The sequence below is a fragment of the Rhodococcus opacus genome (assembly GCF_012396235.1).
Lineage (GTDB): Bacteria > Actinomycetota > Actinomycetes > Mycobacteriales > Mycobacteriaceae > Rhodococcus_F > Rhodococcus_F opacus.
This window is the reverse complement of record NZ_JAAXPA010000001.1, coordinates 76105-102636: the sequence shown is the minus strand read 5'-3', so window position 1 is coordinate 102636 and position 26532 is coordinate 76105. Positions and strand designations below refer to the sequence as shown.

14 protein-coding genes are annotated in these 26532 nt (G+C 65.7%); 3 read left to right on the top strand and 11 right to left on the bottom strand.

What is annotated here, in order from left to right; genetic code table 11:
* The first annotated feature begins 20 nt into the window (after positions 1-20).
* Positions 21-1241: a lipopolysaccharide biosynthesis protein gene (locus HGB39_RS00315; protein WP_005561282.1), complete on the top strand. Its 1221-nt coding sequence runs from the start codon at positions 21-23 to the stop codon at positions 1239-1241.
* Here the strand turns inward: HGB39_RS00315 and HGB39_RS00310 are convergent.
* Together HGB39_RS00310 and HGB39_RS00305 are read right to left on the bottom strand one after the other, a co-directional pair.
* Positions 1224-2348 carry a glycosyltransferase gene (locus tag HGB39_RS00310; protein ID WP_005561284.1) on the bottom strand — a complete coding sequence of 375 codons (1125 nt, stop codon included), beginning with the start codon at positions 2346-2348 and terminating at the stop codon, positions 1224-1226. The genes HGB39_RS00315 and HGB39_RS00310 overlap by 18 nt on opposite strands.
* Positions 2349-2405: 57 nt before the next feature.
* Positions 2406-4238 (bottom strand): DUF4012 domain-containing protein, encoded by a 1833-nt coding sequence (locus HGB39_RS00305; protein WP_005561286.1) that lies wholly within the window; start codon positions 4236-4238, stop codon positions 2406-2408.
* Between the two features lie 411 nt (positions 4239-4649).
* Here HGB39_RS00305 and HGB39_RS00300 point away from each other — a divergent pair, with 411 nt between their 5' ends.
* Entirely contained in the window at positions 4650-15434 is a 10785-nt protein-coding gene (locus HGB39_RS00300; RefSeq protein ID WP_064080621.1) for a non-ribosomal peptide synthetase, read from the top strand.
* A 6-nt stretch (positions 15435-15440) separates the two neighbouring features.
* On the opposite strand, the gene HGB39_RS00295 is transcribed toward HGB39_RS00300, so the two are convergent.
* Positions 15441-15752, bottom strand: coding sequence for a hypothetical protein (locus HGB39_RS00295; RefSeq protein WP_005563197.1), 312 nt, complete (start codon positions 15750-15752; stop codon positions 15441-15443).
* A 375-nt stretch (positions 15753-16127) separates the two neighbouring features.
* On the opposite strand from HGB39_RS00295, the gene HGB39_RS00290 reads away from it, so the two are divergent.
* A complete protein-coding gene (locus HGB39_RS00290) occupies positions 16128-16571 on the top strand; it encodes an SPW repeat protein (RefSeq protein WP_011597573.1) in 444 nt (147 codons plus the stop codon).
* A 78-nt stretch (positions 16572-16649) separates the two neighbouring features.
* On the opposite strand, the gene HGB39_RS00285 is transcribed toward HGB39_RS00290, so the two are convergent.
* From HGB39_RS00285 to HGB39_RS00250, 8 genes are all read right to left on the bottom strand, one after another.
* The gene (locus tag HGB39_RS00285; RefSeq protein ID WP_043788084.1) at positions 16650-17840 is read right to left on the bottom strand and encodes a TerC family protein; all 1191 of its coding nucleotides are present in this window, start codon (positions 17838-17840) and stop codon (positions 16650-16652) included.
* Positions 17841-17964: 124 nt separating this feature from the next.
* A complete protein-coding gene (locus tag HGB39_RS00280) occupies positions 17965-19458 on the bottom strand; it encodes a gamma-aminobutyraldehyde dehydrogenase (protein WP_005563194.1) in 1494 nt (497 codons plus the stop codon).
* On the bottom strand, positions 19455-20840 hold the full coding sequence (locus HGB39_RS00275; RefSeq protein ID WP_064080622.1) for an aspartate aminotransferase family protein: 1386 nt from the start codon (positions 20838-20840) through the stop codon (positions 19455-19457). Before HGB39_RS00275 ends, HGB39_RS00280 begins: the two co-directional genes overlap by 4 nt.
* Entirely contained in the window at positions 20837-21298 is a 462-nt protein-coding gene (locus HGB39_RS00270) for an Lrp/AsnC family transcriptional regulator (protein ID WP_005264039.1), read from the bottom strand. Before HGB39_RS00270 ends, HGB39_RS00275 begins: the two co-directional genes overlap by 4 nt.
* Positions 21299-21383: 85 nt before the next feature.
* Positions 21384-22919, bottom strand: coding sequence for an APC family permease (locus HGB39_RS00265; protein WP_081276576.1), 1536 nt, complete (start codon positions 22917-22919; stop codon positions 21384-21386).
* Positions 22920-22997: 78 nt separating this feature from the next.
* The gene (locus tag HGB39_RS00260) at positions 22998-23378 is read right to left on the bottom strand and encodes a cupin domain-containing protein (protein ID WP_005564397.1); all 381 of its coding nucleotides are present in this window, start codon (positions 23376-23378) and stop codon (positions 22998-23000) included.
* Positions 23375-24799, bottom strand: a complete 1425-nt coding sequence (locus tag HGB39_RS00255; RefSeq protein WP_005264042.1) for an NAD(P)/FAD-dependent oxidoreductase — start codon at positions 24797-24799, stop codon at positions 23375-23377. Before HGB39_RS00255 ends, HGB39_RS00260 begins: the two co-directional genes overlap by 4 nt.
* Positions 24800-24975: 176 nt before the next feature.
* Positions 24976-26415, bottom strand: coding sequence for a family 43 glycosylhydrolase (locus HGB39_RS00250; protein ID WP_005564399.1), 1440 nt, complete (start codon positions 26413-26415; stop codon positions 24976-24978).
* Positions 26416-26532: the final 117 nt, after the last annotated feature.

The window sequence follows — 26532 nt, the reverse complement described above, 5'->3', positions numbered from 1 at the left end:
TCTGGAACGCCATCCGGCGTATGGCGAGCCTGAGTTCGATCTCGGTTATCGCGATGCTGTCTCCCTTCATGCTGCTTCCGGTCGTCGCGAGAACTTCGTCGATCGATGAATGGTCTGCATTTGTCGTCGGACAGTCGATTGGCTCCATGGGCGGCTCGGCCATTCTCTACTCTTGGGGATTTTCAGGCCCGACACTCGCCGCGCGCATGCGTGGAGTACGACTCGTCGAGTTGTACAACGACAGCCTTGTGGGCCGCCTGGTCATCTCGGTGGTCTCCTGCTCTTGCGCCGGCTTGGCCGCAGCGCTACTTGTTCCGCAGGATGCGGGTATTGCAATCTTGGTGGCGGTGGCGATCGCAGTCAATGCTGGTCTCACGCCTTCGTGGTACTTCATCGGGATGAATCGGCCTCGCGGGCTCGTCGCGTACGAAACCCTGCCGACCATTGCCGTCACCGCAGTCAGCGCGTCACTGCTGGTGCTTGGTGCACCGCTATGGGTGTATCCCCTACTTCTCATGAGTGTTCGATTGGTGTCAGTGTCGTGGTTGGCAGTGCTGCTCAATCGCGGCCACGGGTTCGGCGCATTCAGCGTTTCTCGTGCGATGCGCCTGCATCGTACGGAGAAGGGTCTTGCGGCCAGTCAAATATTGGCGAGCGCATACGCATCGGGTCCCGTCACGATCGTCGCCGCTATTACGTCACCCGCTGTCGTCGCACGATTCTCCTCGGCCGACAAGATGTATCGCCCCGCCACGATGGTGCTCGGCGCATCGGTGAATGCTTTACAGTCATGGGTCTCCGAGCACGGAAATGGGAAGGACAGGCGCCGACTCCATCTGGCATTGATGCTCACCGGACTGCTCGGGATCATCGGGGGCCTGGGTATCGCGGTCTTGGGTGTTCCGGCATCTCGATTGATATTCGGACCTGACCTGGCAACCACACCGGGCGTGGCAATTGCGTTCGCAGTCGCGTTTGTGGCGGTGGCAGCCAACTCGGCGTCGGGACGGCTGATTCTCATTCCTGCCGGGGACAGTCGGGCAGTGCTCCTGAGTACGTGCGCAGGTGCGATTGTCGGGCTGCCGCTGATGATCGCGTGCGGGGTGACGTTCGGTGCTACCGGAGTCGCGTGGGCTTTCGCCGCCAGTGAGATCGTGGTGGCGGCCGTGCAGTTGCTTCCGGCGCAGCGGACGTTGAACAGGATGGACGTGTCGGCGATTTCGTCATCGACTGCGAGTTGATTCCGCCGTACCTGCACACGCGCTGACGAGGAGTTGTTCGTAGAGGTCGCAGACACCCTCCCAGGTGTACTGATCACCTTGGCGTTCGATCGCGCCGGCGCTAAGTTCCATTTGCAACCGACGGTCCGAGAGAACCTCGTCCACTGCCTTCGCGATTGCGTCGCTCTGCGGTTCGACAAACTGAGCGGCGTCGCTGAGCACTTCGCGGTTGTACACGGTATTGCGAGCGACGATAGGCGCACCGCAGGCCATGGCTTGGATCAATGCTGGGTTGGTTCCACCCACGCTGTGACCGTGGAAGTAGGCGCCGGCGTTCTGCCACAGTGAGAACAGCTTTTCGTCGTCGCTCACGTGCCCCAGCCAATGAATGCGCGCCGAACCTTCGGCTAGGTCTTGCGCCCGTTGGTCGAGCTCGCCGCCGTAGCCAGACGATCCGACGATGACTACATCCCAGTCTCGGCTCAAAGCTTCGGCGGCAGAGAAGAATTCTTCAACTGTGTTCTCTGGAACGAACCGGGAGACCATCAGGACGTACGAGCGTGGTGCAAGTCCTTCGACGGGGTCGAGTTGTGGAGGTATCGTTCCGCCGTAGGGGATGAAATTGCCGTCACGCTTGAACTCCTTGGACCAGCGCCGACCGATTTCGTGAGAATCGTAGATGAGTTGGTCACCGAACCTTGCTGTCAGCTGCGCGCCACGTTTGAACACGGTCTTGGCTGCACGTCCCCACTTCGCGCGTTCCCATTCGATTCCATCGACGTTGACGATGGTAGGGATTCCGCGGGCTTTCAAGATCGGCAGCCAGAAGCCGTTTGCCACGTTCATGACCAGTGCGACATCGGGGCGCTTCCGTGCCGCGTGCGCTGCAGAGGTGAGGCCGTAGGTGAGTGTGCTGAGCGACTTGGATTCGACGCCCCGGGTCACGACAGTCTCGACACGTGGGTCGCGATGTGGATCGTCGACCTCGACCGCACCCTTGCGGCTGTAGACCGTGACGTTCCATCCGCGTTCCACGAGGTACGGAGAAAGTTCGCGAACAAGGGTTTCGAATCCGCCGTAGTAGCTCGGATATCCCCTGGTGCCCACGATTGCGACCGACTTACTCATAACGTCCTTTCCAATTGACGACGGCTGGTGCAGCGCGATCGGGGACCGCGAAGGAAATCAGTCTCTGCACACGGGAGCGTTCACGGTGACCTTCGGTTCATCCACCAAGGGTTGCACGGGAATCCGCGCGTCGCCCGGTGCAGTTGGCTCGCTCAGTTCGTATCGCAACTCGACCGTCGCGCCCTTCGGGATGGTGACGGGGACCGTGAAGACCGGGTGACCCAGCTCTTTTCCCTGGATGGCGAACGACTGCTTGCCGTCGATGCTTGCCTTCGTCAGGGTCGCGCCGTTGGTCGACAGCAGCGACACCATGGCGACGTTGGTGCCATATGGCAGGGGCTTGTCCTTGAAGGTTCCTGCGACGATGCGCGGAAAGTTGGTGTCCGGGGTGTTGTTGGTCAGCCGCACGGTGACGGCGGTCGTACGGGTATCACCTGTGCAGTCGCCGGCGGTGTAGTCGATCTCGCGGTCGAGGTAGTAGTCCAGCTTGTTGCCGCCGTTGTTGTTGATCACGACGCCGGCGTAGGGGGCGGGATCCTGGGGCACCGTGTATCCCAGCGTGGTGTCGGCGAGAATCGCCTGCTCTTCCGGGTGCGCACTCCACACTGCGATGCGCCGCTCTCCGGCGGCCCTCCCGACCGCGTCGAGAAGTCGCTGGGGTGATTCGATCTTGCCGGTCATCTTCTCGACGACTTTCCCGGCGATGGTCTGCAGGTATTCCTTGCGGTCGGCGTTGTCGGCGTGGTAATTGGCCTCGTCGGTGATGAATCGGGTGTATGCGGTGGACTCGGTGAGTTCCACGACGTTGTCGGCGTCGACAACCTCCCCGTCGGGCAGGGTGACCGGGCCGACGGCGGCCAGGACGTAGCTCAGTGCCACAGGATCCGTCGCGATTGCTCCGTCCACCTGCTCACCCGACTCCTGCGCCCACATCGACTGCCAGATCCGGCCGGCGTACGGGAAGTGGGAGCTCAGGTTGCTGTTTCGGATGTCGACCGAGGGATTGTAGTTGCCGTACATGCTCTTGTAGTCGGGGCCGAGATCGAGAGGTCGCTTGTCGTAGGACACTTCGGTGTTCTTGCCGAGCTTCTCGATGCCCAGCTTTCCGTCGCTGGCGCGGATGACGCTGTAGCCGCCGACGAGTCCGCCGGTGGCGCGTGCCTCCGCGTTGGTCTGAAACGCGAGGAAGTAGCTCCGCGGTCCGTCGAGGCCCAGCATGGCCGGAAGTACTTTGGCGCCGATCGTCGTGTTTTCCAGAAGTTTTGCCACGTCGTCGGTCTGATTCTGTAACTCGGTCCGCGCATCGTCCACCAGGCCGACGTATCCCGCGCCTCGAATGCCCTGTGCCTGAGTTGCCAGGTTCCGCGCCGCAATTGACGTCTCCTGCAACGCCGGGGCCGCATCGCGCAGCGGCTGGAGTTGCACGCTGCCGCCCTCGCCGATCAGATCCCGGGGTGACAACGCGACGCCGACGTCGACCGCGGGTGTGAGAACGTCGCGAGTGAGCCCGACCACGACGTCGGACATCTGCTGCGCCGATTCGAACGGGGCTCCGAGGCCGGGCACGGCTGCCAGGGAACTCCACGGGACCGAATGCAGGTTGTCCTGTGCGCCCTCCGCCCGCTCCCGGGCTTCGGCCGCCGCACGCTGGGCGCCCTCCGTGTCGCCGTCGAGCAGTGAATCCTTCGCGAGCTGCGCGTTGTCCCGCGCGCCGGTGAGGTTGTGCTGGACCTGCCAGGCCGAGAAGCCGAACCATGCGACGACGGCGACGGCGGCAACGCCCACACCGGTCAGTACGCGCCGGCGTACGGTCCATCGGCGCGGTGCCGTCGGCGCCTCAGCGGGTATCGAACCGTCGCTGTGGGAGTTGTTGGGCGACTTCGCGTCCATTCAGGTCTGCTCCTAGCTATCGAGGATGAGGTTTTTGGTCGCGTAGCCGAACTGCTAGTCGCGGGAGGAATGCGCAGGACTACTGCGGGTTATGTCACCGCGCCGGTTTCTGCTGTCGCATTCCCGTTTTCTGCGAAGTTAGTAGACCTGCGCCACCTGTCGTATCCTCCTCTGTCCGTGTCTGTTCCGGTCAACAAAGAGTAAGGGTAAGCGCAGGCATGTTCCTGTTCGGTGGTGGCACGGGCACCCGCCGGACGAGCGCTGCGAACGAGTTGGGACTGCGAGTAGGGTCACCGTAACGATTTCCTCTGCAACACCCATACGTATACGGCCCCGTCCGGGCAGTTCGTCAAGTTGTAGATCGGGGGACAGATAGTGGGCTCGGGGTTCCCGCGCAAGACTGCAGGTGAAGTGGATTCACGTGCCTTCCCGCTCTCGCATGCCCAAAAGGGGCTGTGGTTTGCGCAGCAGTTGGAACCGAACGTCCCCATTCTCGTCGCGCAGTACGTCGAACTCCGTGGGCCTGTGGACGTCGGGGCGTTGAAGTGGGCATCCGAGCAGGGCTCGTTCGACATCGAGTCACCCGGGGTACGGATCGTCGACTACGCGGGTGAGCCGTACCAGTTGGCCGACGAGACGATCGACGACGAACTCGCCTACGTCGACCTACGGTCCCGTGAAGATCCTGTGGCCGAGGCGCACCGGTGGATGGACGAGCGGCGGCGCCGCCCCATGTCGGTGTATCGGGACCGGCTGATTTCCGCGACACTGCTGCACGTCGGCCGTGACCACTACTTTCTCACCACCTTCGCGCACCACCTGATCCTCGACGGCTACGGCGCCATGGTGCTGATGAATCGGGTGGCCGAGCTCTACACGCACGCAGTCGCGCGCACGGAGGCTCCCGCGTCGAAGGCGCTGCCACTACGCGAACTGTATGAGGCCGAGGATGCGTACCCGCAGTCCCGCCGGTTCGAGATCGACCGAGAGTACTGGGCCGAACGCACAGCGCACCTGCCCGAGCCTTCCCGGTTGACCGACCGGCAGAGCGCCCCGTCGGCAGTGTCGTTGCTCGCCGGCAAGGTGATGGATCCCGCTGTCGTCGACGAGCTGGAAGCACTCGCTCGAGACTGGAATTCGTTCGAGGTACCGATCGTGGTCGCGGCGTTCGCCGCATTTCTCGCACGGATGACGGGCAATTCGGATGTCGTGCTGAGTCTCCCGGTGTCAGCCCGCACCACCGCGGGCGCGCGCCGTTCGGGTGGCAGTGTGGCCAACATCGTTCCGCTCCGGATCGCGGTGGATGCGCACGGGACTACACACGACCTGGTGCGCCGTGTCCAGCTGGAACTGACCGGTGCGCTGCGACATCAACGTTTCCGGTACGAAGACATCCTCCACGACATGCGGTCGACCTCCCGCGTCGGCCGCGGCTTCGGGCCGATGGTCAACATCATGATGTTCCACACCGAGACGTGGTGGGGTGAGGTACTCGGTGAACTGAATGTTCTCACCGCCGGCCCGGTCGACGACCTCGCGGTGGCGATCTATCCGGGTGCCGCTGGCCAGAACGTCCGCGTGGACTTCGAGGGCAACCCGGCGGTGTACGAACGAGACGAACTTGCGGGACACCACGAGAGATTTCTGGAGTATCTGGGCGGATTCGTCGGCGCGGATGCCGAGGCAGCGGTCGGCAGCCTGCCATTGCTCACCGACGACGAACTCGAGACGCTTGTGCCTCTCACCGGTCCCCCCTCGGTATCTCCGCTCACCCTTCCGGACATGTTCGACAAGACAGCGGATTCCGACACGGTTGCCGTCCGCTGTGGCGATGTCGAGATGACCTACCGCGCTCTGCACGAGCGATCGAATCGGCTCGCGCGCAGACTGCTTGCGCAGGGCGTAGGCGTCGGAAACCGCGTTGCGTTGATGCTGCCCCGCTCGATCGAACAGGTGGTCGCGGTGTGGGCCGTTGCGCGTTGCGGTGCGGCATTCGTTCCGGTGGACCCGGACTATCCGGCCGAACGCATCGCGCACATGATCGACGAATCAGGCGTCACCATCGCTGTCGCAACGGAACCGGAGGTGGTGCCTCCTGGTGTCGAGTGGGTGGATGTCGCCGATGCGCCGGGAAACGGCGCGCCTATAGCCGATGCGGAACTGGCACACCCGATCAGGCTGGACAACGCGGCCTATGTCATCTACACGTCCGGCTCGGTCGGGGCGCCACGCGGTATCACCATGCCCCATCGGGGACTTGCGAATCACGCCGCCGCACTGCGTCGTCTCTACGCGGCAGATTCCCGCTCGCGGGTGCTGATGTGCGCGTCGCCCTCCTATGACGCCTCGATTCACGAGTTGCTGGTCGCAGTCACAGCGGGTGCGACGCTGGTGATCGCGCCGCCGCCGGTGCGCGGGGGGAAGGCGCTCGCCGACCTGCTGCGGCGTGAGCGGATCACCCACTGGACCACGACACCGGCGGTCCCGGCGCAGATGGATCCGGCTGGATTGGCCGACCTGGAGGTACTCGCCGCCGCCGGTGAGGTCTGCCCGCCGGAACTGGTGGCGCGCTGGGGCGTGGGCCGCACCGTGTTGAACCTGTACGGGCCGACGGAAGTCACCGTGTGGGCCACGGCCACCGAAGCGCTGGTCCCTGGTTCCCGCACCACGATCGGGCGACCGATCGAAGGTGTGTCGGCCGTGGTGTTGGACCGGTTCCTGCAGCCGGTGCCGGCCGGAGTGGTGGGCGAGTTGTACCTGTCCGGTCCGGGGGTGGGCCGCGGATACCTGGAGCGGCCGGGTGCGAGCGCGACTCGTTTCGTCGCCAATCCGTTCGCGACCGATCTGCGACGCATGTATCGGACGGGCGATCTCGTCCGGTGGACTGAGGACCACGAGTTGGAATTCGTGGACCGGGCCGACGATCAGGTGAAGATCCGCGGATTCCGGGTCGAACTGGGCGAGATCACCGCGGTCCTCGGTCGGCATCCGGGTGTCGACACCGCCATCGCCGTGGCACACGACCGGAACGGCGAGTTGGTGGTGGACGGTTACGTTCACGGCGCCGGCCTGGATCCCGACGACGTTTTCGCCGGTGTGGCCGAGCGGCTGCCGGCGTATATGGTGCCCTCCACGGTCACAGTTCTCGATGCGGTGCCGCTCACCCCGAGCGGCAAGGTCGATCGTTCCGCGTTGCCGATTCCTGCGCCGTACGAACGCGAATTGCGCTACTGGACAAGGCAGCTCAGGGGTATGCTGAGTTCCTTGCCGTTGCCGATGGACCACGAGGTCTCGGTGAACTCCGGGGCGCTCACCGGTGTGGTTCCGTTCGCCCTGGATCCCGCCCTGAGTCGGGATGTGCACCACCTGGCGGCCCGGCACGAGGTCTCGCTCTTCACGGTCGTTCACGCGGCCGTGGCGGTGTTGTTGTCCGTCGTGAGCGGTGAGGACGACCTCGCCATCGGAGCGGTCCTGTCGGACTGCCCCGACGGCGGGGACGACCACGATTCCGAGCCCCTGGTGCTGCGCAGCAGGCCGGATCCACGTCTGACGTTCGAGAAGTTCCTGGTCGAAACCCATCGCGTCGAGCAGGCCGCACGCGCACACGGCGCGGTTCCGTTCGCGCGCGTGGTCGATGCTGTCGGGCAAGAGCTTTCGCCGGGACGGCACCCGCTCTTCCAGGTGATGCTGTCGGTGGAAGCGGAGACGGAGCGGGAGTTCGACGGTCTGGACCTGGTGGTGTCGCTGCGTGATCGGGTCGGCGGTGACGACGGCGGGGTCGAGGGCGTATTTCGTTACGCGGAACATCGTTTCGAGCGGGAGACGGTGGAGCGCTGGACGCGGCGGCTGCACCGGCTCTTCGTGGTGGTGGCCGAGAACCCCGGTGTTGCGCTGAGCTCGATCGACCTGCTGACGCCGGACGAGCGCGCCAGAGCCGTCGGAGGGATGACGGAATCGGCGGACCACGACACGTCGTTGTCCGAGGTATTCCTGCAGCGAGTTGCCGACCGCCCGGGCGCCGTCGCCGTCAGCTGCGGTGGGGAGGTGCTCTCCTATGCCGAGGTCGACCGTCGCTCCGACCGTTTGGCGCGGGCGCTGACGGCGTCCGGAATCGAAGATTCGAGCATTGTCGCTGTCGGACTGTCGAACCCGGCCGACCGGGTGGTTGCGCATATTGCCGTCATGCGGGCAGGCGCGACCTGCCTCCCGCTGAGCCCCGACCATCCCACCGAACGCATCCGGTACATGCTGGCCGACGTGGTGCCGACACTGCTGCTCCTCAGTCGGGCCGACGCCGGAGCGATTCCTCACGGCGGATACCCGACCGTGCTGCTCGACGACGTCGAGATGAACAGCGCCGGCGACAACGACGTCACGGCGTGGGAGTCGGAACCGATTCATCCGGACCGCGTTGCCTATGTGCTCTGCCCCGTGGGCTCGGAACCGGTCGCAGTGACCCACGCGAATGTGCTGGCACGGTCGGGCAACGACTGCGCCGGTGTGGTGGCGGATATCTGGGGGCCGCTCGTCGACGGCGGGACGGTGGGGCACGACCGAACAGAGCGCGAGCCTGCAGAACCCACCTACCTGGATGCCGGGTCCCGCATCTATGTGCTGGACCGGGCGTTGCGGCCCGTCCCGCCCGGCACGGTCGGGGAACTGTATGTGGGAGGGCAGCAGGTTGCCCGAGGGTTTCACCGTCGGCCCCGGGGTACTGCCGAAAGGTTCGTGGCCGACCCGTTCGTGCCCGAGAGCACGGAGGGAGCCGGGGGAGTACGGATGTACCGAACCGGGGACCGAGGGCGGTATCTCGACGGGCAACTGGAGCGGCTACCGAGGACATCCGGAGACAGCAGCCTCGCACGGTGGCAGTGGGCGTTGCGCGGCGTCGGTTCGTCGTCGCCGGTGCCGACCGACCGGAGAGTCGGGGGAGCTGCCTCCCGCTCGGACTGCGTGCACGAGTTCGCGATCGGCTCCGATCGCCACGAGGCCGCCCTGCGGTTGGCGCGCGAACAGGGCGTGACGCTGTTCACGGTCTTACGGGCGACTCTCGCGATCCTGCTCGCACGCATCGGTGTTCACCGCGACATCGTCATCGGTGGCAATGCCGGGCTGGCGGGAGATCGAGCCAAGACGGTGGCGTTGCGGGCCCGCGTCACCCCCTCCATGTCGTTTCTCGAGGTCCTCGAGCAGGTCCGGAGCTTCGATGTCGCGGCTTTCCAGGACGCGGACGTGCCGTTCGAGGCGCTCGCCGACCTGCTCGGCGGCGAGCGACCGCAGGTGTCGCTCGTGCTCGCGCCGACCTCGGAGAAGCGCACCACGCCGACGCCGTTCGATCTGGCGTTCACGTACTCGGAGCGCTGGTCGGATCACGATCCGGTGGGAGTGGACGGTGTCGTCACCTATACGCCGTCGCTGTTCGACACCGCGACCGTTCGATCGCTGGCCGAGTTGTTCGTGGACGTGCTGGCCGTCGTCACCGACCGCCCCGAGATCGACGTCGGCAGCATCGGCCTCGCTGCCGGCGCAGTCCTCGACGGCGGCGAACCGTCGGAACCGAGAACCCTTTCCGGGATTCTGACCGGCACTGCCCGCGCCTTCCCGAATGCACAGGCGCTCTCCGACGGTGCCGTGACTCTCACCTACCGTGACCTCGATGCGCGGTCCGATTCGCTGGCGCGTGTCCTGATCGACGCAGGTGCCCGTCCGGGCCGCGTGATCGCGCTCGCCCTGCCGCGGTCGGTGGATTTCATGATTGCGCTGTGGGCCATCACCAAGACCGGTGCGGCCTTCGTCCCGGTGGATCCGACACATCCGGCGGAGCGTCTGGAACGGGTGCTGACCGAGGCCGACGTGTGTGTCGGGGTCGGGGCGATGTCGGTGGGCGGTTCGCGGATCGCGTGGCTGCCGGTCACCGCGGGTGACTGTCTGAAAGATGTTGCTCCGGTGCATGTTCCGGTGCATCCGGACGAGGTGGCGTACGTCATCTACACGTCGGGTTCCACTGGCACGCCCAAGGGGGTGATGGTGCCGCACCGCGGTGTGTCCTCGCTGACCGAGGAAGCGGTGCGTCGGTACCGGGTCACGTCGGCCTCACGGGTGCTCCACGCCTACAACCCCACCTTCGACGCCGCGCTCCTCGAGGCGCTGCTCGCGTTCGGTTCAGGTGCCTGCCTGGTGGTCGCCCCCGCCGAGGTGTATGCGGGACCGGATTTGCATCGTGTGCTCGTCGAGCATCAGGTGAGCCATTATCTGTCGACGCCGGCGGTGCTGGCGTCCTTGAACACGGACGGGCTCGAGCACATCGAAGTCGTCGCGGTCGGCGGTGAGGCTCTGCATCCCGACCTCGCCGCGGCATGGAGCGACGGCCGGCGAATGCTCAATGCGTACGGGCCGACGGAGTCGACCGTCGTCGCCACCCTCGCCGCGGTCGACGACCACGTGACCATCGGCGGACCGATTCCCGGCGCCACCGGTCGGGTGCTCGACGACCGATTGCGCCCGGTTCCCGTTGGTGCGATCGGCGAGCTGTATCTATCCGGGTCCGGACTGGCTCGCGGGTACGTCGGTGATCCGGGGCGAACCTCGGTGCGTTTCGTCGCGGGTGCGGGCGGTACTCGGATGTACCGGACCGGCGACCTCGTGCATCGCCGTGCCGACGACAATCTGCAGTTCATCGCGCGAGTGGACCGGCAGGTGAAGATTCGTGGCGTCCGCATCGAACCGGGGGAGGTCGACGCGGTGATCACCCGGGTCGCCGACGTCGACGGTGCGATCACGGTGGCCCGGCCCAACGCGGCCGGCGCCGACGCGTTGGTGTCGTATGTCGTGCCCCGCGGTTCTCTCGATGTGGAGTTGTTGCGCAAGAGACTCGAAGACATGTTGCCGTCGTACCTGGTGCCTGCCGCGGTCGTGGTGCTCGACGCGTTTCCTCTCAACCCGTCGGGCAAGATCGACGTGAAGGCGTTGCCGGCGCCGGTACTCGAGTCGAGGGTCTTCCGGGCACCGGTGTCGGCGGTGCAGGAGGCGGTCGTCGCCGTCTTCGCCGAGGTGCTCGCACTGGAGCAGGTCGGGCTCGACGACGAATTCTTCGCACTGGGCGGTAACTCGCTGATCGCGACGCAGGCGGCCGCCCGATTGGGGGAGGCGTTGAATGCGCACGTGCCGGTCCGGATGCTGTTCGAGGCGTCGACGGTGGAGGCACTGGCCGAGCAGGTGTCTTCGGTGCTGGGCACGGGTAACCGGCCGGTCCTGTCGCGGCGGCCTCGACCGGAACGTGTTCCCCTGTCGCCGGCGCAGCAGCGGATGTGGTTCCTGAGCCGCTTCGACCCCGCTTCCCCGGCCTACAACATCCCCCTGGCCGTGCGGTTGACCGGAGACCTGAACGTGCCCGCACTGCAACAGGCGGTGCGCGACGTGCTGGAACGGCACGAATCTCTCCGGACGGTGTTCCCCGAACACGACGGCGAGCCGGTGCAGATCGTGGTGCCCGCTGAAACTGTGGAATTGGATTTGTCGCCGACAGTCGTGACAGCAGATGCCGTGGACGCCCACGTACTCTCGGTCGTCGCACGGGGATTCGACGTCTCGGCATCGGTCCCGATCCGTGGGCGGCTCCTGCGGGTGAGCGACAACGAACTGATCCTGGTCGTGGTGGTCCACCACATCAGTGCGGACGGCTTCTCCATGGCACCGCTGGCGCGGGATGTGGCGGCGGCGTACCTGGCGCGGGCGAGGGGCGACCGTCCCGGGTGGACACCGCTCGCGGTTCAGTATGCCGATTTCGCGCTGTGGCAGCGCGAGGTGCTGGGCGATGAAGGTGATCCGGAGTCGCCGGCCGCGAAGCAGTTCGCCTACTGGACGCGCACACTCGCGGGTATTCCCGAGTTCCTCGAGCTACCGACCGATCGCCCCCGACCCGCGGCACGCACCCATCGGGGTGCCGTGGTGCCCGTGACCATCGGGGCCGACACGCATCGACGTCTCGGCGATGTTGCACAACAACACAATACGACCCTGTTCATGGTGATGCATGCTGCTCTGGCGGTGTTGCTGGCGCGCGTGACGGGCACCTCGGACATCGTGATCGGCACTCCGGTCGCGGGCCGCGGTGAGCGGGTGCTCGACGACGTGGTCGGAATGTTCGTCAACACGCTGGTGCTGCGTACCGCGGTGGATCCCGACGCCTCCCTCCTCGACGTGCTGGACCAGGTCCGGGAGACCGATCTCGGGGCGATGGCCCACGCGGAGGTTCCGTTCGAGCGGCTGGTCGAGATTCTGAACCCGGTTCGTTCGCAATCGTATTCGTCGCTGTTTCAGGTCATGCTCGCGTTTCAGAATCAGGCCGAGGCGAAGCTGGAACTGCCGGGACTGACCATTGCGCCGCTCGAGATCGACGCGCATGTCACCAAGTTCGACCTCGACTTCTCGCTCTCGGACAGTTACGACGAGAACGGTGACCCTGCCGGTGTCGCCGGGACGCTCACGTACTCCACCGAGCTGTTCGATTCGGAAACGGCGGATCGGTTCGTCCGGGGTGTGGTGCGCGTCGCCGAGGCCTTCGCAACGCAACCGGGTCATCAGGTCCGCGATCTGTCCTTGCTGACGGACGACGAGACGGTCCAGATGCTGAATACGTGGAATTCGACGGACGTGGAGCTGCGCGCATCGACGCTGGTCGATCTTCTCGATGCTCAGGTGGCCGACACCGCCGATGCCGTTGCCGTCGTCTTCGAGGGCGATTCGTTGACATACGGCGAGCTGAACGCGCGTGTCAACCGCCTGGCGAGGCTGCTCCTCGAGCGCGGGGTAGGACCGGAATCCCTTGTCGCGCTTGCGTTCGAGCGCTCACCGGACATGATCGTCGGAATGTGCGCGGTCCTCCGGGCCGGCGGTGGGTACGTGCCTCTCGACCCCGACCACCCGGCAGAGCGTGTCGAGGACGTGCTGGGCTCCGCGGCGGCGGAACTGGTGTTGACCACTTCGTGGACCCGCGCGTCCTTGCCCGCCGGTATCGCGCACGTCGACATCGACACCGTCGATCTGTCCGGGTTCAGTTCGCGGCCGATCTGCGACGCCGAGCGGGTGGGCCCGCTGCGGCCGCAGAACACGGCCTATGTGCTGTTCACGTCGGGATCGACGGGACGACCCAAGGGCGTGGCCGTCAGCCACGCCGCGATCGTGAATCAGCTGCGCTGGCTCGCCGAGGGGTACGAGGTCACCGCCGACGACCGCGGAGTGCTCAAGGCTCCGTACACGTTCGATGTCTCGGTGTGGGAGATCTTCCTGCCCCTGAGTGTGGGAGCCCAACTGGTGGTCACGCGGCCCGGCGGGCATCGCGACCTCGACTATCTGGCGGCAGTCATCCGCGAGCAGCGGATCACCATGATGCATTTCGTGCCGTCGGTACTGGCCGCGTTCCTCGCAATGGGTGAGGGGGAGACCCTGTCCTCGCTACGACACCTTCATGTGGGCGGCGAGGAGGTGTCGTCCGAACTCGCGGAGGACGTGATCGCACTCCGTCCGGGCGCGTTCCACAATACGTATGGTCCCACCGAGGCGGCGATCAGCGCGACAGCGTTCAGGCTGGGCGAATCCGTGGATGCGCGAGTGCCGATCGGTGCGCCGGTGTGGAACACCCAGGCGTACGTGCTGGACGCACGGCTGAATCCGGTTCCGGTGGGTGTAGCCGGCGAGCTCTATCTCGGCGGCGACCAATTGGCCCGCGGGTATGTGGGACGGAGCGAGCTCACTGCGGAACGATTCGTGGCCGATCCCTTCGGTCGGCGGGGAGAACGCCTGTACCGCACAGGCGATCTCGTGAAGTGGACCCGAACCGGTCAGCTGGTGTACCTGGGCCGAACGGACCTCCAGGTCAAGCTGCGCGGCTTGCGCATCGAACTGCGGGAGATCGAGTCGGTGCTGGAGGCGGCGGTGCGGGTGTCCCAGGCCGCCGTGGCGCTGGTCTCGGACGAGCGTGGCGGTGACCACCTCGTCGGTTACGTCGTGGCCGAACAGGGTCAGCGGATCGACACTCGTGAATTGGCGGCGTCTGCGCGAGAACGGTTACCCGCGTACATGGTGCCGTCGCAGATCATGATCCTGGACGAACTGCCCCTGGGGTCGGCGGGGAAGCTCGACAGGCGTGCACTTCCGAAGCCGCGGTTCGAACCACGGCCGTTCCGCGCCCCGGTGACGGACATCGAGGTTGCGGTGGCAATCGCCTTCGCGGAGCTGCTCGGTCTCGAGACGGTGGGTGCGGACGACAATTTCTTCGAGCTGGGCGGAAACTCCCTGATGGCGGTGCGCGTGGTGAGTGCCCTCGAGGCGTCCATCGGCGTTGTGGTTCCACTGCAGATGGTGATGACGGATCCGACCCCGAGTTCGATAGCGGAACGGCTGAGTTCGGCCGATCGACAACGTGACGGGGCGCTCGACGTGGTCTTCCCCATCAGGACCGCGGGGGAGGGGCGCCCACTGTTCTGCTTCCACCCGATCGTGGGTCTCGCCTGGTGCTACACGGGTTTGACGTCCAGGATCGATCCCGATCGGCCGATTTACGGCCTCCAGTCGCCGGCGATCAACGGCGAGGACCCGCTGCCGGCATCGATCGACGATTTCGCGGCGAGGTACGTGGGGGAGATCCGCCGGATCCAGCCTCGCGGTCCGTACGAACTTCTGGGCTGGTCGCTCGGCGGCGTCCTCGCGCATGCAGTCGCAGTGCAACTGCAAGCTGCGGGTCACGAGGTGGCGACCGTCGTGATGCTCGACAGTTACGCGCATCAACCGGACCCGAGGGACACGGAGATGCCGGTGAGTGTGAGCGACCTGCTCTCGGGAATCGGCGTCGATGCGGACGTGCCTGCGGCCGTTGCGGACATGACACCCGAATCGGCGGTGGACCTACTGGCTGCGACGGGCGGCCCCACGGCCGTTCTCAGCCGCGACCAACTCCACAGGCTGATCGAGGGTGCCGCACACAACTGCGCGCTGCTCGATCACCACACCCCGGGTGTCTTTCGCGGTGATGTCGCGTTCTTCACTGCCGGACGGGACGATCCGACGGGATCGGCGGCGGCAGCGAGCTGGGAGCCCTACGTGGCGGGCGCTGTCCGAAACCGGATCGTCGACAGTACGCATTGGCATATGACGTCAGCTGCGGTGTTGAGGGTGGTCGGGGCGTCCTCGAGACGCTGAGCCCGCTCAGTACCGAATTCGGAACGGCGTTCGGCGGCGTCGCCCGGTTCGCCGAGCCCACGGTCGGTCCTCGGTAGTCGCGAACGTCCACGCGGCGATGGCGACGGCCGCAACGGACAGCAGGTCGGACACCGTGAGGCCGTGCGTGGCGTCGAACTCCCAGAGGACTTGACCCTCGAGCGGTCCGTTGCCGAACAGCCACAGAACGGCGGCAGCGACGGTGGCTGCGGCGGACAGGCGGGAGGGGCGTGCAAGGCACAGTGTGGTCGCCGCAAACAACAGGTTCATGAACACGAGTGGATAGAAGGGCAGCGCCATCCCGCTATCCTTCCAAGCTGCGCCAGGACTGCGCGCGCTGGGGCGCGGTCACGCAACCGTTCGGTCGGGCGGGTCGTTCTTTCTTGTCGCGTCTTCCCTGGCGGGCAGTTCGCGCAGGTCTTTCTGCCGTATCGCTCTCCCGATGAGGATCGCGAGCGGCACCGACAGTGCTACCCACACGAGCGCGACCCAGGCAATCCACCACACAATTCGAGTATGCCCGCCCCTGGACGCTTGCCCAAGGGCGCCGCGGTCTGTGGGGACTGGTCGGTAGCACAAACTCGCAAAAATTACTTGGTTATCGCTGGTTTGCCCTGCCAAGTTCGGGGCACCCCCTTCGGTAGGGATTGGTTCTCTTTTTCAAGGAGGTGGGTGATGACGACACCAGGTATGTCGATCGAGAGACACCCTGATATCGCCGAGTTGCGGGCTCGCTACGACCGAGTCTCGGAACAGCCGATGACGCAGGTCACCGAGGGTCTGATGTTCATGGCGGGCCTCTACATGGCGGCGTCGCCGTGGATTGTCGGGTTCGCGAGCCAGTCGGGCCTGGCGATGTGCAATCTGTTGTCGGGTGTTGCGGTGGCACTGCTCGCCGTCGGTTTCACGTCGGCCTACTCACGCACACACGGCATGGCGTTCGTCGCGCCGCTGCTGGGTCTGTGGATGATCGTCAGCCCGTGGCTGGTCGTCGGAGTTACCACCACGGCGGGAATGATCTGGTCGAACGTGATCTGCGGCATCGTCGTCTGTCTGCTGGGTCTCGGTATCACCGCGATGGGCATGGCGGACGGCGGAATGCGGATGAGGAGGAGGTAGTCGCGGCGCGTGCCTTCATGGGGATGGGGCACGAGTCACAGGAGCGCCCGCCGATTCGGTGGGCGCTTCGTTGTTCGTCTAATTCTGTTTGAGAAACGCGTCGTGCTCCTGGTGGGCGCGCTTGATGAGGTCCATGAGTGCGGTTTCTTCGCGGACCATCTTCTTGAACTTCGGGTCGAGCTTCTTGAGCTGTTCCTCCTCTTTGAGCAACTTGTCATACATGCGTTCGCGCTCTGCCAGGTCGGCGGTGTAGTCGAGGTCGAGGTAGTTGATCGCGTGCCGCCGGGCACCGGCGATGGCGGATTGTGCCCGGCCCCGCTTGCTGGTGAGCGACGCGATCACGGTGATGACGAGGATGCCGATGATGACGGCCAGCGACGCGAACGTGCTGATCTCGATGACGTTCACCGGTTCGCCGTCGTTGACGAACGGCAGGTTGTTCTCGTGCAGCGCATGCAGGATCAGCTTGACCCCGATGAACGCGAGGATCGCGGACAATCCGAACGACAGGTAGATGAGGCGGTCGAGGAGTCCGTCGAGCAGGAAGTACAGCTGCCGCAGACCCATCAGCGAGAACACGGTGGCCGTGAAGACGACGAAGACGTTCTGGGTGAGGCCGAAGATCGCGGGAATGGAGTCGAGCGCGAACAGGATGTCGGTGCCGCCGATCGCAACCATCACCAGCAGCATCGGCGTCATCGCCCGCTTGCCGTTCTCGATGGTGAAGAGTTTGTCGCCGTCGTAGTGCTCGGTGGTGTGCATGAACTTCTTCGCGATCCGGATGATGAAGTTGTCGGCCGAATGCGAATCCTCGGTCTCGGGTCGCAGCATGTTGCCGGCGGTGATCAGCAGGATCAGGCCGAAGAAGTAGAACACCCACGCGAACGAGTTGATCAGCGCGGCACCGAGGAAGATGAACGCGGTCCGGGCGAAGATCGAGAACACGATGCCGAACAGCAGGACCTTCTGCTGGTCTTCGCGCGGGACCCGGAAGCTGGACATGATGATGAGGAAGACGAAGAGGTTGTCGACGGACAGCGCCTTCTCCGTGACGTAGCCCGCGAAGTACTCCGAGCCCATGTCGACGCCACCGAAGATCAGGACCGCGACACCGAAGAGCAACGCGAGTCCGACGTAGATCGACGACCAGATCGCCGCTTCCCTCAGCGTCGGGATGTGCGCGTGGCGGACGTGGAAGAAGTAGTCGAACGCGAGCAGAGCGATGATCACGACGATCGTCACAATCCAGGCGAACGGAGTCACATGCATCGTCTCTGCCTTTCAGCCGAAGCGAACGCGCCTGTTCGTCAGCGTAGTCGCGCGCGGGGCGGGACTTGGCAGAACTGCCACGGTCGCCGGGACGGCACACGCGCTGCCGTCCCGGCGATCGGGCTTATCCTCGGTCGCCGAACACCGTCCGGTGCCAGTCCTTCCTGGCGGTTCCGGTGATGTCGGACATGACGTGCTTGACGTGGGTGTATTCGTCGAGCGAGTACGTCGACATGTCCTTGCCGTAACCGGAGGCCTTGCACCCGCCGTGGGGCATCTCGCTGATGATCGGGATGTGGTCGTTGATCCACACACAGCCCGCGGCGATGTCGCGGGAGGCGGTTTGAGCCCGGTACAGGTCCCGTGTCCACGCGGACGCCGCCAGTCCGAAGTCGGTGTCGTTGGCGAGCGCGATTCCGTCCGTATCGTTTTCGAACGGCAGGACGACGAGAACCGGGCCGAAGATCTCCCGCTGCACGATCTCACTCGACTGCTCGGCACCCACGACGAGCGTCGGCTCGTAGTAGAAGCCGGATGCGAGGTCGCCCCCGGGGACGGATCCGCCGCGGACGATCTTCGCCCCGGTGTCGCGGGCGCGATCGATGAACCCGGCGACGTGCTGCTGCTGTCGCCGCGACACCAACGGCCCCATGTCGGTCCCGGGATCGGACGGGTCGCCCAGGCGGACGGTGTCCATGAGTGAGGCCACCCCGGCGACGAAGTCGTCGTACAGCGGACGCTGCACGTAGGCGCGGGTGGCCGCGGTGCAGTCCTGGCCCGAGTTGATGAGGGCACCGGCGACGGCTCCGTTGATCGCCGCCTCGAGATCGGCGTCGTCGAACACCACGAAGGGTGCCTTCCCACCCAGTTCCAGATGGAGTCGCTTGCCTGCCGCGGCGGCCGCGATCTGCCGTCCCACGGGCGTCGATCCGGTGAAACTCACCATGCTCACGTCCCGATGCGACACCAGAGACGACCCGGTCGTCACGCCGCGGCCGGTGATCACGTTGACGACGCCGTCCGGCATTCCGGCTCGGGACGCGGCCTCCGCGAACAGCAGTGACGTGAGGGGGGTGATCTCCGCCGGTTTGAGCACGATGGTGTTGCCCGCGGCGACCGCGGGCAGGACCTTCCACGCGGCCATCTGCAGCGGATAGTTCCACGGCGCGATCGAGCCGATCACCCCGACGGATTCACGGCGGATGGTGGACGTGTGGTCGGGGGAGTACTCGCCCGACGCCTTTCCCTCCAGATTGCGGGCCGCGCCGGCGAAGAACGACACGTTGTCGATCGACCCGGGAACGTCGAACTCGGTCGACAGTTTGATCGGTTTGCCCGTCTGCCGGGTTTCGGTGCGTGCGATGTCGTCGGACATCTCCGTGAGCTCGGCGGCCCATCGAGTCAGGACGGCGGAACGCTCACCCGGGCTCGTCGCCGACCATTCCGCGTAGGCGGTCTTCGCGGTGGCGACCGCGTCGTCGACGTCGTCCACCGATGCTTCGGTGCGGGAGGAGATCACCTCGCCCGTGGCCGGATTGAGCACCTCGTACCGCTCGGCCGCCCGGCCGTCCCGGTAGCGGCCGCCGACGTACAGCCCGGGAAGGTCCTGGTGGTTCACAGCAGGGTCCAGGCTTCGGTGAGGACGCTGCGGAGGATGTTTTCGATTTCGTCGAATTCGGTCTGTCCGCAGATCAGGGGTGGGGCGAGTTGGATGACCGGGTCGCCGCGGTCGTCGGCCCGGCAGTACAGGCCGGCGTCGAACAGGGCGGTGGAGAGGAACCCGTGCAGGATCCGTTCGGCTTCGTCGTCGGTGAACGACTCCTTGGTGGTCTTGTCCTTGACCAGTTCGATGCCGTAGAAGAAGCCCTCGCCGCGCACGTCCCCGACCATCGGCAGGTCGGTGAGCTTGTCGAGGGTGGCCCTGAACGCCGGCGCCTGCTCGGCGACGTGGGCGTTGAGGCCCTCGCGTTCGAAGATGTCCAGGTTCGCCAGCGCCACCGCCGCCGAGACGGGGTGCCCGCCGAAGGTGTAGCCGTGCGCGAACATCGACGTCCCGTCGGCGAACGGTTCGAACAACCGGTCCGAGGCGATCATCGCCCCGATCGGCGAGTATCCGGAGGTCATCCCCTTGGCGCAGGTGATGATGTCGGGGACGTACCCGAAGTCGTCGCACGCGAACATCGACCCGATCCGGCCGAACGCGCAGATCACCTCGTCCGAGACCAGCAGCACGTCGTACTCGTCGCAGATCTGCCGGACCCGCTCGAAGTAGCCGGGCGGGGGTGGGAAGCAGCCGCCGGCGTTCTGCACCGGTTCGAGGAAGACGGCGGCGACGGTGTCCGGGCCCTCGAATTCGATGGCCTCGGCGATCCGGTCGGCGGCCCAGATCCCGAACGCCTTCGGGTCCGAGCCGAGCGGTTCGGGGGCCCGGTAGATGTTGGTGTTGGGGACCCGGAACGCGCCGGGGGTGAGCGGTTCGAACGGGGCCTTCAGGGCGGGGATGCCGGTGATGGCGAGGGCGCCCTGCGGGGTGCCGTGGTAGGCGATGGAGCGGGAGATCACCTTGTGCTTGCCGGGTTTGCCGACCTTTTTGAAGTACTGCTTGGCCAGTTTCCAGGCGCTTTCGACGGCCTCGCCGCCGCCGGTGGTGAAGAAGACCCGGTTCAGGTCGCCGGGGGCGTAGCCGGCGAGGCGTTCGGCGAGTTCGATCGCCGGTGGGGTGGCGTAGGACCAGAGCGGGAAGAACGCGAGCTGTTCGGCCTGCTTGGCGGCGGCCTCGGCGAGCTCTAGGCGGCCGTGCCCGGCCTGGACGACGAACAACCCGGACAGCCCGTCGAGGTAGCTCTTGCCGGCGGCGTCCCATATCCGGGCGCCCTCACCGCGGGTGATGATCGGCGGGGTGATGTTCTCCCCGTGCCGGGAGAAATGCCCCCACAGGTGGCGGCGGGCTGCTGCTTCGAGGTGCGCCGTGGTGGGTGAAGTGTTGGTAACCGTGGTCATCGGGTTCCCCAATCATATTGCTGTTTGACAAGTTTCAGGTACACCATCGTCTCGGTGCCGAGCACACCGGGAATAGTGCGAATTTCTTTGTTGAGCACGGTCAGGAGGTGGTCGTCGTTCTCGCACACGATCTCGGCCAGAATGTCGTAGGCGCCTGCTGTCAACACGACGTAGTCGATGGCGTCGACGTCGGCGAGCCGGGCGGCGATGTCGGTGACGTCCCCGGAGCAGCGGATTCCGACCATGGCCTGACGTGAGAATCCCACTTGAACGGGGTCGGTGACCGCGACGATCTGCGTGACGCCGGTGTCGATCAGCTTCTGCACGCGTTGGCGTACAGCCGCTTCCGACAATCCGACGACCTTGCCGATGGCCGAGTATGACCGCCGTCCATCCTCCTGAAGTTGCTCGATGATCTGCTTGGACACGGGATCGAGAGAGGCAGGCTGCTCAGACATGGTCGAATCCTCCCTTGCTCGTGGTGTCGAAGACAATCGGCTCGGACATTTCGGAACTATCGCCTCTTCCCGGTGACGTCGGCACTCACGACTCGGGTACCTTCACTTCCGTGTCGGCGGTGAGGGTGCGTCCGCGGAAGAAGTCCCGGGAGCCGGTCGCGAAACACAGCAACATCAGAGGGATTCCGACCACCAGCATTCCGACGCCGAGAACGAACACGCCCCCGAACGGGCCGAACGCGGTGAATCCGTAGTCGGGACGCAGCATGTCGACGGCGCTCTGAACGAAGGCCCACGTCATGCAGAGGGCGCCGAGCAGCGGGAAGATGCCGCGCATGAACAGGTTACGTGCCGAGTCGAGGAGTGTCCGACGGAAGTACCAGACACACGCGTAGGCGGTGATGCCGTAGTAGAAGGCGACCGCGAGTCCGAGCGACGCCACCGAATCCTGCAGGGCGTTGGCGCTCGCGAACGACAGGACCAGGTAGAACAGGAGCGCCGACGCTCCCATGACCAGGGTTCCGAAGCCGGGGGTCATGTATCGGGGGTGCACGGTGGAGAATTTTCGCGGCAGTGCTTCGTAGACCGCCATCGACAATGTTCCGCGGGCCGTCGGCAGGATGGTGGTCTGGGTCGAGGAGAGCGCGGAGATCGAGACCGTCAGCAGCAGTAACGACGCTGCCACCGGTCCGGCGACCGGCCCGCCCAGGGTGGTCAGCACGTCGTCGACGTTTTCGGGATTGTTCAGGCCGATGCCGGTGTCCCCGAACCCGGCGAACGACTGGACCGCGTATCCGACCAGGACGTACGTGGCGACGAGAATGACCGTGGTCAAGACCGCGGCGCGGCCGGGAGTCCGCTCGGAATCCTTTGTTTCCTCACCGACCGCCAGGCAGGCATCCCACCCCCAGTAGATGAAGATGCACAGGATGATGGCCTGTGCGGCACTGGACATCGAGACGCCGGTGGGAATGATCCAGTCGAGTTTCGGGGTGATCGCCTGCGGGCCGGCGGTGCCGCCGAACACCTTCGACAGTGCGATGACGCTGACCCCGATGAGGACGGTGAACTGCACGGCGATCAGGACATTCTGCAGCCGTTCGCTGATGAGGATGCCGCGAAAGCTGACGTACGTCATGGCCGCGATGAAGAAGCACCCCAGCAGAACCTTCGCGGCGAGCGACTCGGCTGCCGCGTGCAACCCGAGAACCTCGAACAGGTAGATCGCCGCGATCTCCGCGGTGTTGGCGAGGACGATGATCGCGGACACGGCGAGTCCCCATCCCGCCATCCAGCCGATCCACGGTCCGAACGCCTTGGTGCCCCAGGTGAACGAGGTGCCGCAGTCCGGGGTGTCCCGATTGAGCTCGCGGTAGGCGAACGCCGTGAGCAACATGGGGATGAACGCGACGAGGAACATCGACGGTGCCTTGTCGCCGACGGCCAGAACGACGTAGCCCAGCGTCGCGGCGAGGCTGTAGGCGGGCGCGACCGACGACAGCCCGATCACCGTGTTGCCGATCAATCCCAGTGCGCCGCTGTTGAGGCCCTTCGCGGAGTCGAGCGGGTTCTGGGTCTTCGAGGGCTGGGTCTTCAAGGGTGGCGGTTCGGCAATGCTCATCAAGTCTCCCTCGAGGTGTGCGGGTGGGGGCAGACGTGCCCGTGCAGGTGTAGTACAGGGGTGTAGTGGTTTTCGCGGTTACGTTGCCGGCGCGGCGATGAAGATCTTCCGCAGCGTGTCACGCACGATCCAGCGGGTCTTCTGCCCGGACCGCACGTGGACGACACTTCCGGGACCGAGCTCGAGATCGGGGGTGTCGTCGTCGAACTGCACGGTCGCGTCGCCGCTGAGCACCACGAACACCTCGTCGATCTCGACGTCGCACGAGGTGCTGGGCTCGATCTCCCACACGCCGACGGTGACACCGGCGAAGTCGCCGAGCACTCGTTCGCCGACCTTCGGCACGCTGTCGCCGATCACCTGCTCCTCGGGCAGGCGGTGGTACTCGAGATCGGTGGTTCGAGCATCGGTAAGCGGTCCGGATTCCCAGGCGACGACCCCGGTCGCGGGGTCGCTCACGAGTCGAATCCCAATCCCACCGCGTCGAGAGCCTTGAGGAAGAGATTCCGTCGGCCCTCCGTGTGATCGGCGCGATCGAGGGACCATCGGGTGGCGTTGATACCGGCCGCCGCCAACGGTTCGGGCGGGAAGGGGAGGGGCATGGACTTCACCAAGTCCAATTCCGTCAACGCCGTCGTCTCGCCGGACACCTTGTCGAGCATGACGTTCGCCGCGAAGCGGGAGGCGCCGACACCGAGACCGGTGAAGCCGGCCGCGTACGCGATCCGCCCCTTCGCCGCGGAACCGAAGAACGAGCAGAAGCGTGTCGACGTATCGATGACGCCGCCCCACTTGTGGGTGAACTCGAGGCCCTCGAGCTGAGGAAACGTCGTGAAGAAGTGGCTCGCGAGCCTCGCGTGGGATTCGGGGCGGTCTTCGAGGTCGTGGTGCATTCCCCGCCCGAAGTGGTAGATCGCGTCGTATCCGCCCCAGAGGATTCGGTTGTCGCGGGTGAGCCGGTAGTAGTGGAATTGGTTGGACATGTCGGCGACGCCCTGTCGCGCGGACCATCCGACCTCCGCGAGCTGTGCGTCGGACAGCGGTTCGGTCATGAGCACGTAGTCGTACACCGGAACCGTGTGCAGCCGGTACCGCTTCAGCAGGGACGGAAAAGCATTGGTTGCCAGGATCACTCGTCCGGCCGACAGGGTCGCGGACGCCGTCCGAACGCCGACCCGGGACGATGATCGGGAGCGGACGAGATCGAGAACCTTGGTGTGCTCGAACATCTCGACACCGTGCTCCGCGCAGGCCCGGCCGAGTTCGGTGGCGAGCTTGGCCGGATGCACCAGCGCGGTGGACTGCTTGTCCCACACACCGGCCAGATACGTGGGCGAGTTCACCTGCGCCCGCATCGCGGGCCCGTCGAGCACCGTGGTGGTAGCGCTCGGCGGCGTGTCGAACACGTCCTTCGCCTGGTAATCGGCGATCGCGACCGAGATCGCGCCGTTCCGTTCGAAATCGCAGTCCAACCCCAGAGTGTGCACGGTCTTCTCGATGGCGTCGAGGTTCTCGAGCCCGAGTGCTTCGAGGGCGTCGATCTCCCCCGGCCAGCGTCGTCGTCCGTTCTCGCTGCCGTGGGTCAGGCTGGCTTCGACGAACCCGCCGTTACGACCGGATGCGGCCCAACCGATGGTCTCGCCCTCCACGAGCGCGACGGACAGTTCGGGGTGGCGCTGTTTCGCGAGCAGAGCACTCCAGAGTCCGGTGTATCCGCCGCCGACGACGACCAGGTCGTACGCGGCGTCGGCCGAGGCGGCCGGGTAGGTGGGTGTGTCGGCGACGTCCTCGATCCAGAACGGTGCCAACCGGGTGCGCCGGAGCGCATGGTCGACGACCTTCGCGTTCGGTTGATTCTTCTCGAACACTGTCTGCAGCATGGAGCACCTTTGTTGGTGGAATGACCGAAAGGTGACGTGTGAGGCACGTCACCGTGGCTCCCATCCTGACCTACGCCTACCACTATTTCAATAGCAATAGGCGAGAAATGTTGCGGATTCAGTTGTAGAAGTAGGAATCGGAAACCGAATCGGTTGTCTCCTGCCGGCTGGACTCGTCAGCGCGCGACCGTGCCGAGGTGCAGCGACACCGAGCGGACCGGGCTGATCCTGGCCTCGTCGCCGGACTTCACGGCGTGAACGGTGCCGAACTCGACGGTCTCGTCGGGGTAGGTGCCCGCGAACGCGTAGGCGTAGTAGGTGCCGGCGACCGCATCTCCCGGGACCGTGTAGGCGATGGCCTCCTCGAGCACCTCGCCGGGTTGCAGGTCGACGTCGATCGGCCCGAAGAACGGATCGCTGGTCCGGTTGTCGGGTGACACGGCGCTGACCCATACCTGCCCCGCGTAGGGACGATCGTCGGGGGCCTCGACGAGCATGGTGGTGTCGACGGTCCCGCCGCCCGCAGGCAGCGTGGTGTCGGAATCGGCGCGCAAAGTGACCCGCACCGGCAGATCCGTGTCGGGGTTCGCCGGCCCCGTCGATGCGGGCGATCCGTCACCGACCTCGGGCCAGCCGTTCGCCCACACGATCCGGTCGATCATCCCTTCGCGCCGGCGGGCTCCGCTGGGCAGATCCCGGTTGTCGCGCGGAATGGCGTGGTACACGATCCAATCCGAGCCCGCGTCGTCGGAGACCACCGTGTTGTGGCCCGGTCCGGCCCACGGTTCGCTGCCGGCGAGGATGAGGGCCCCGCCGCCGTCGTTCAGGTCCTGACCCTTCCGGTCGAGGTACGGCCCTGTCAGCGACTCCGACCGGCCGACGAGGACCCGGTAGGCCGTGTCGGCGCCGTTGCAGCAGTTGCCGGCGGAGAGGAACAGGTAGTAGTAGCCGTCGTGGAATTCGACGTACGGGCCCTCGAAGCGCTCGTCCGCGACCCGGACGGGTTCGCCGGCCGCCGCGGTCCCGTCCGGGCTGAGCGGGATGGCGTGGACGCCCTGGAAGTTGCCGACGAACATCGTCTTCGTCGTGCCGTCGTCCCACACGAACGGGTCGATGGTGCCGCCGACGCCGACGTCGTGGGCGCAGAACACGGGGCGGCCGAGGTCGGTCCACGGTCCGGTGGGCCGGTCGGCGGTGGCGAGACCGATGCACGGGTTCGACTCGTCGTAGAGCGAGTAGTACAGGCTGTACTGGCCGTCGGATTCGAGCACGTTCGGTGCCCACGCGAGCTTGCCGTCGGGATGCCACGCGGGCCGGTCGGGGAAGACGTCGCCGAGGTACATCCAGTCCATGAGGTCGGCGGACTTGAAGATCGACATGTTGTGCATGCCCTGGCCGTCGCCCCAGTCGTCGGCGGTCGTGTACATGTAGAACATGCCGTCGGACGCGCGGACGACGCTCGGGTCGGCGGCCACCGGTTGCACGATCGCTTCGGCCGTCGCCGACGGGGCGGGCGCACCCATGAAGACGAGGATCGTCAGCGCCGTTACGATCCACCCGCGCCGCGGCAGGTGCCGGGTGCCGGACTTGTGCAGCGCAGCATCGTCAGTGTCCACGTCACTCCCAACCTCGCCCGCCCGGAATTCGCAAATCTATAAGGGTGAGGTCGAGGTTAAGGGTGGAACCGGCTCGCTGCGCCGGACTGCAACCGAACCGTGTTCTGCCGGCGGTGA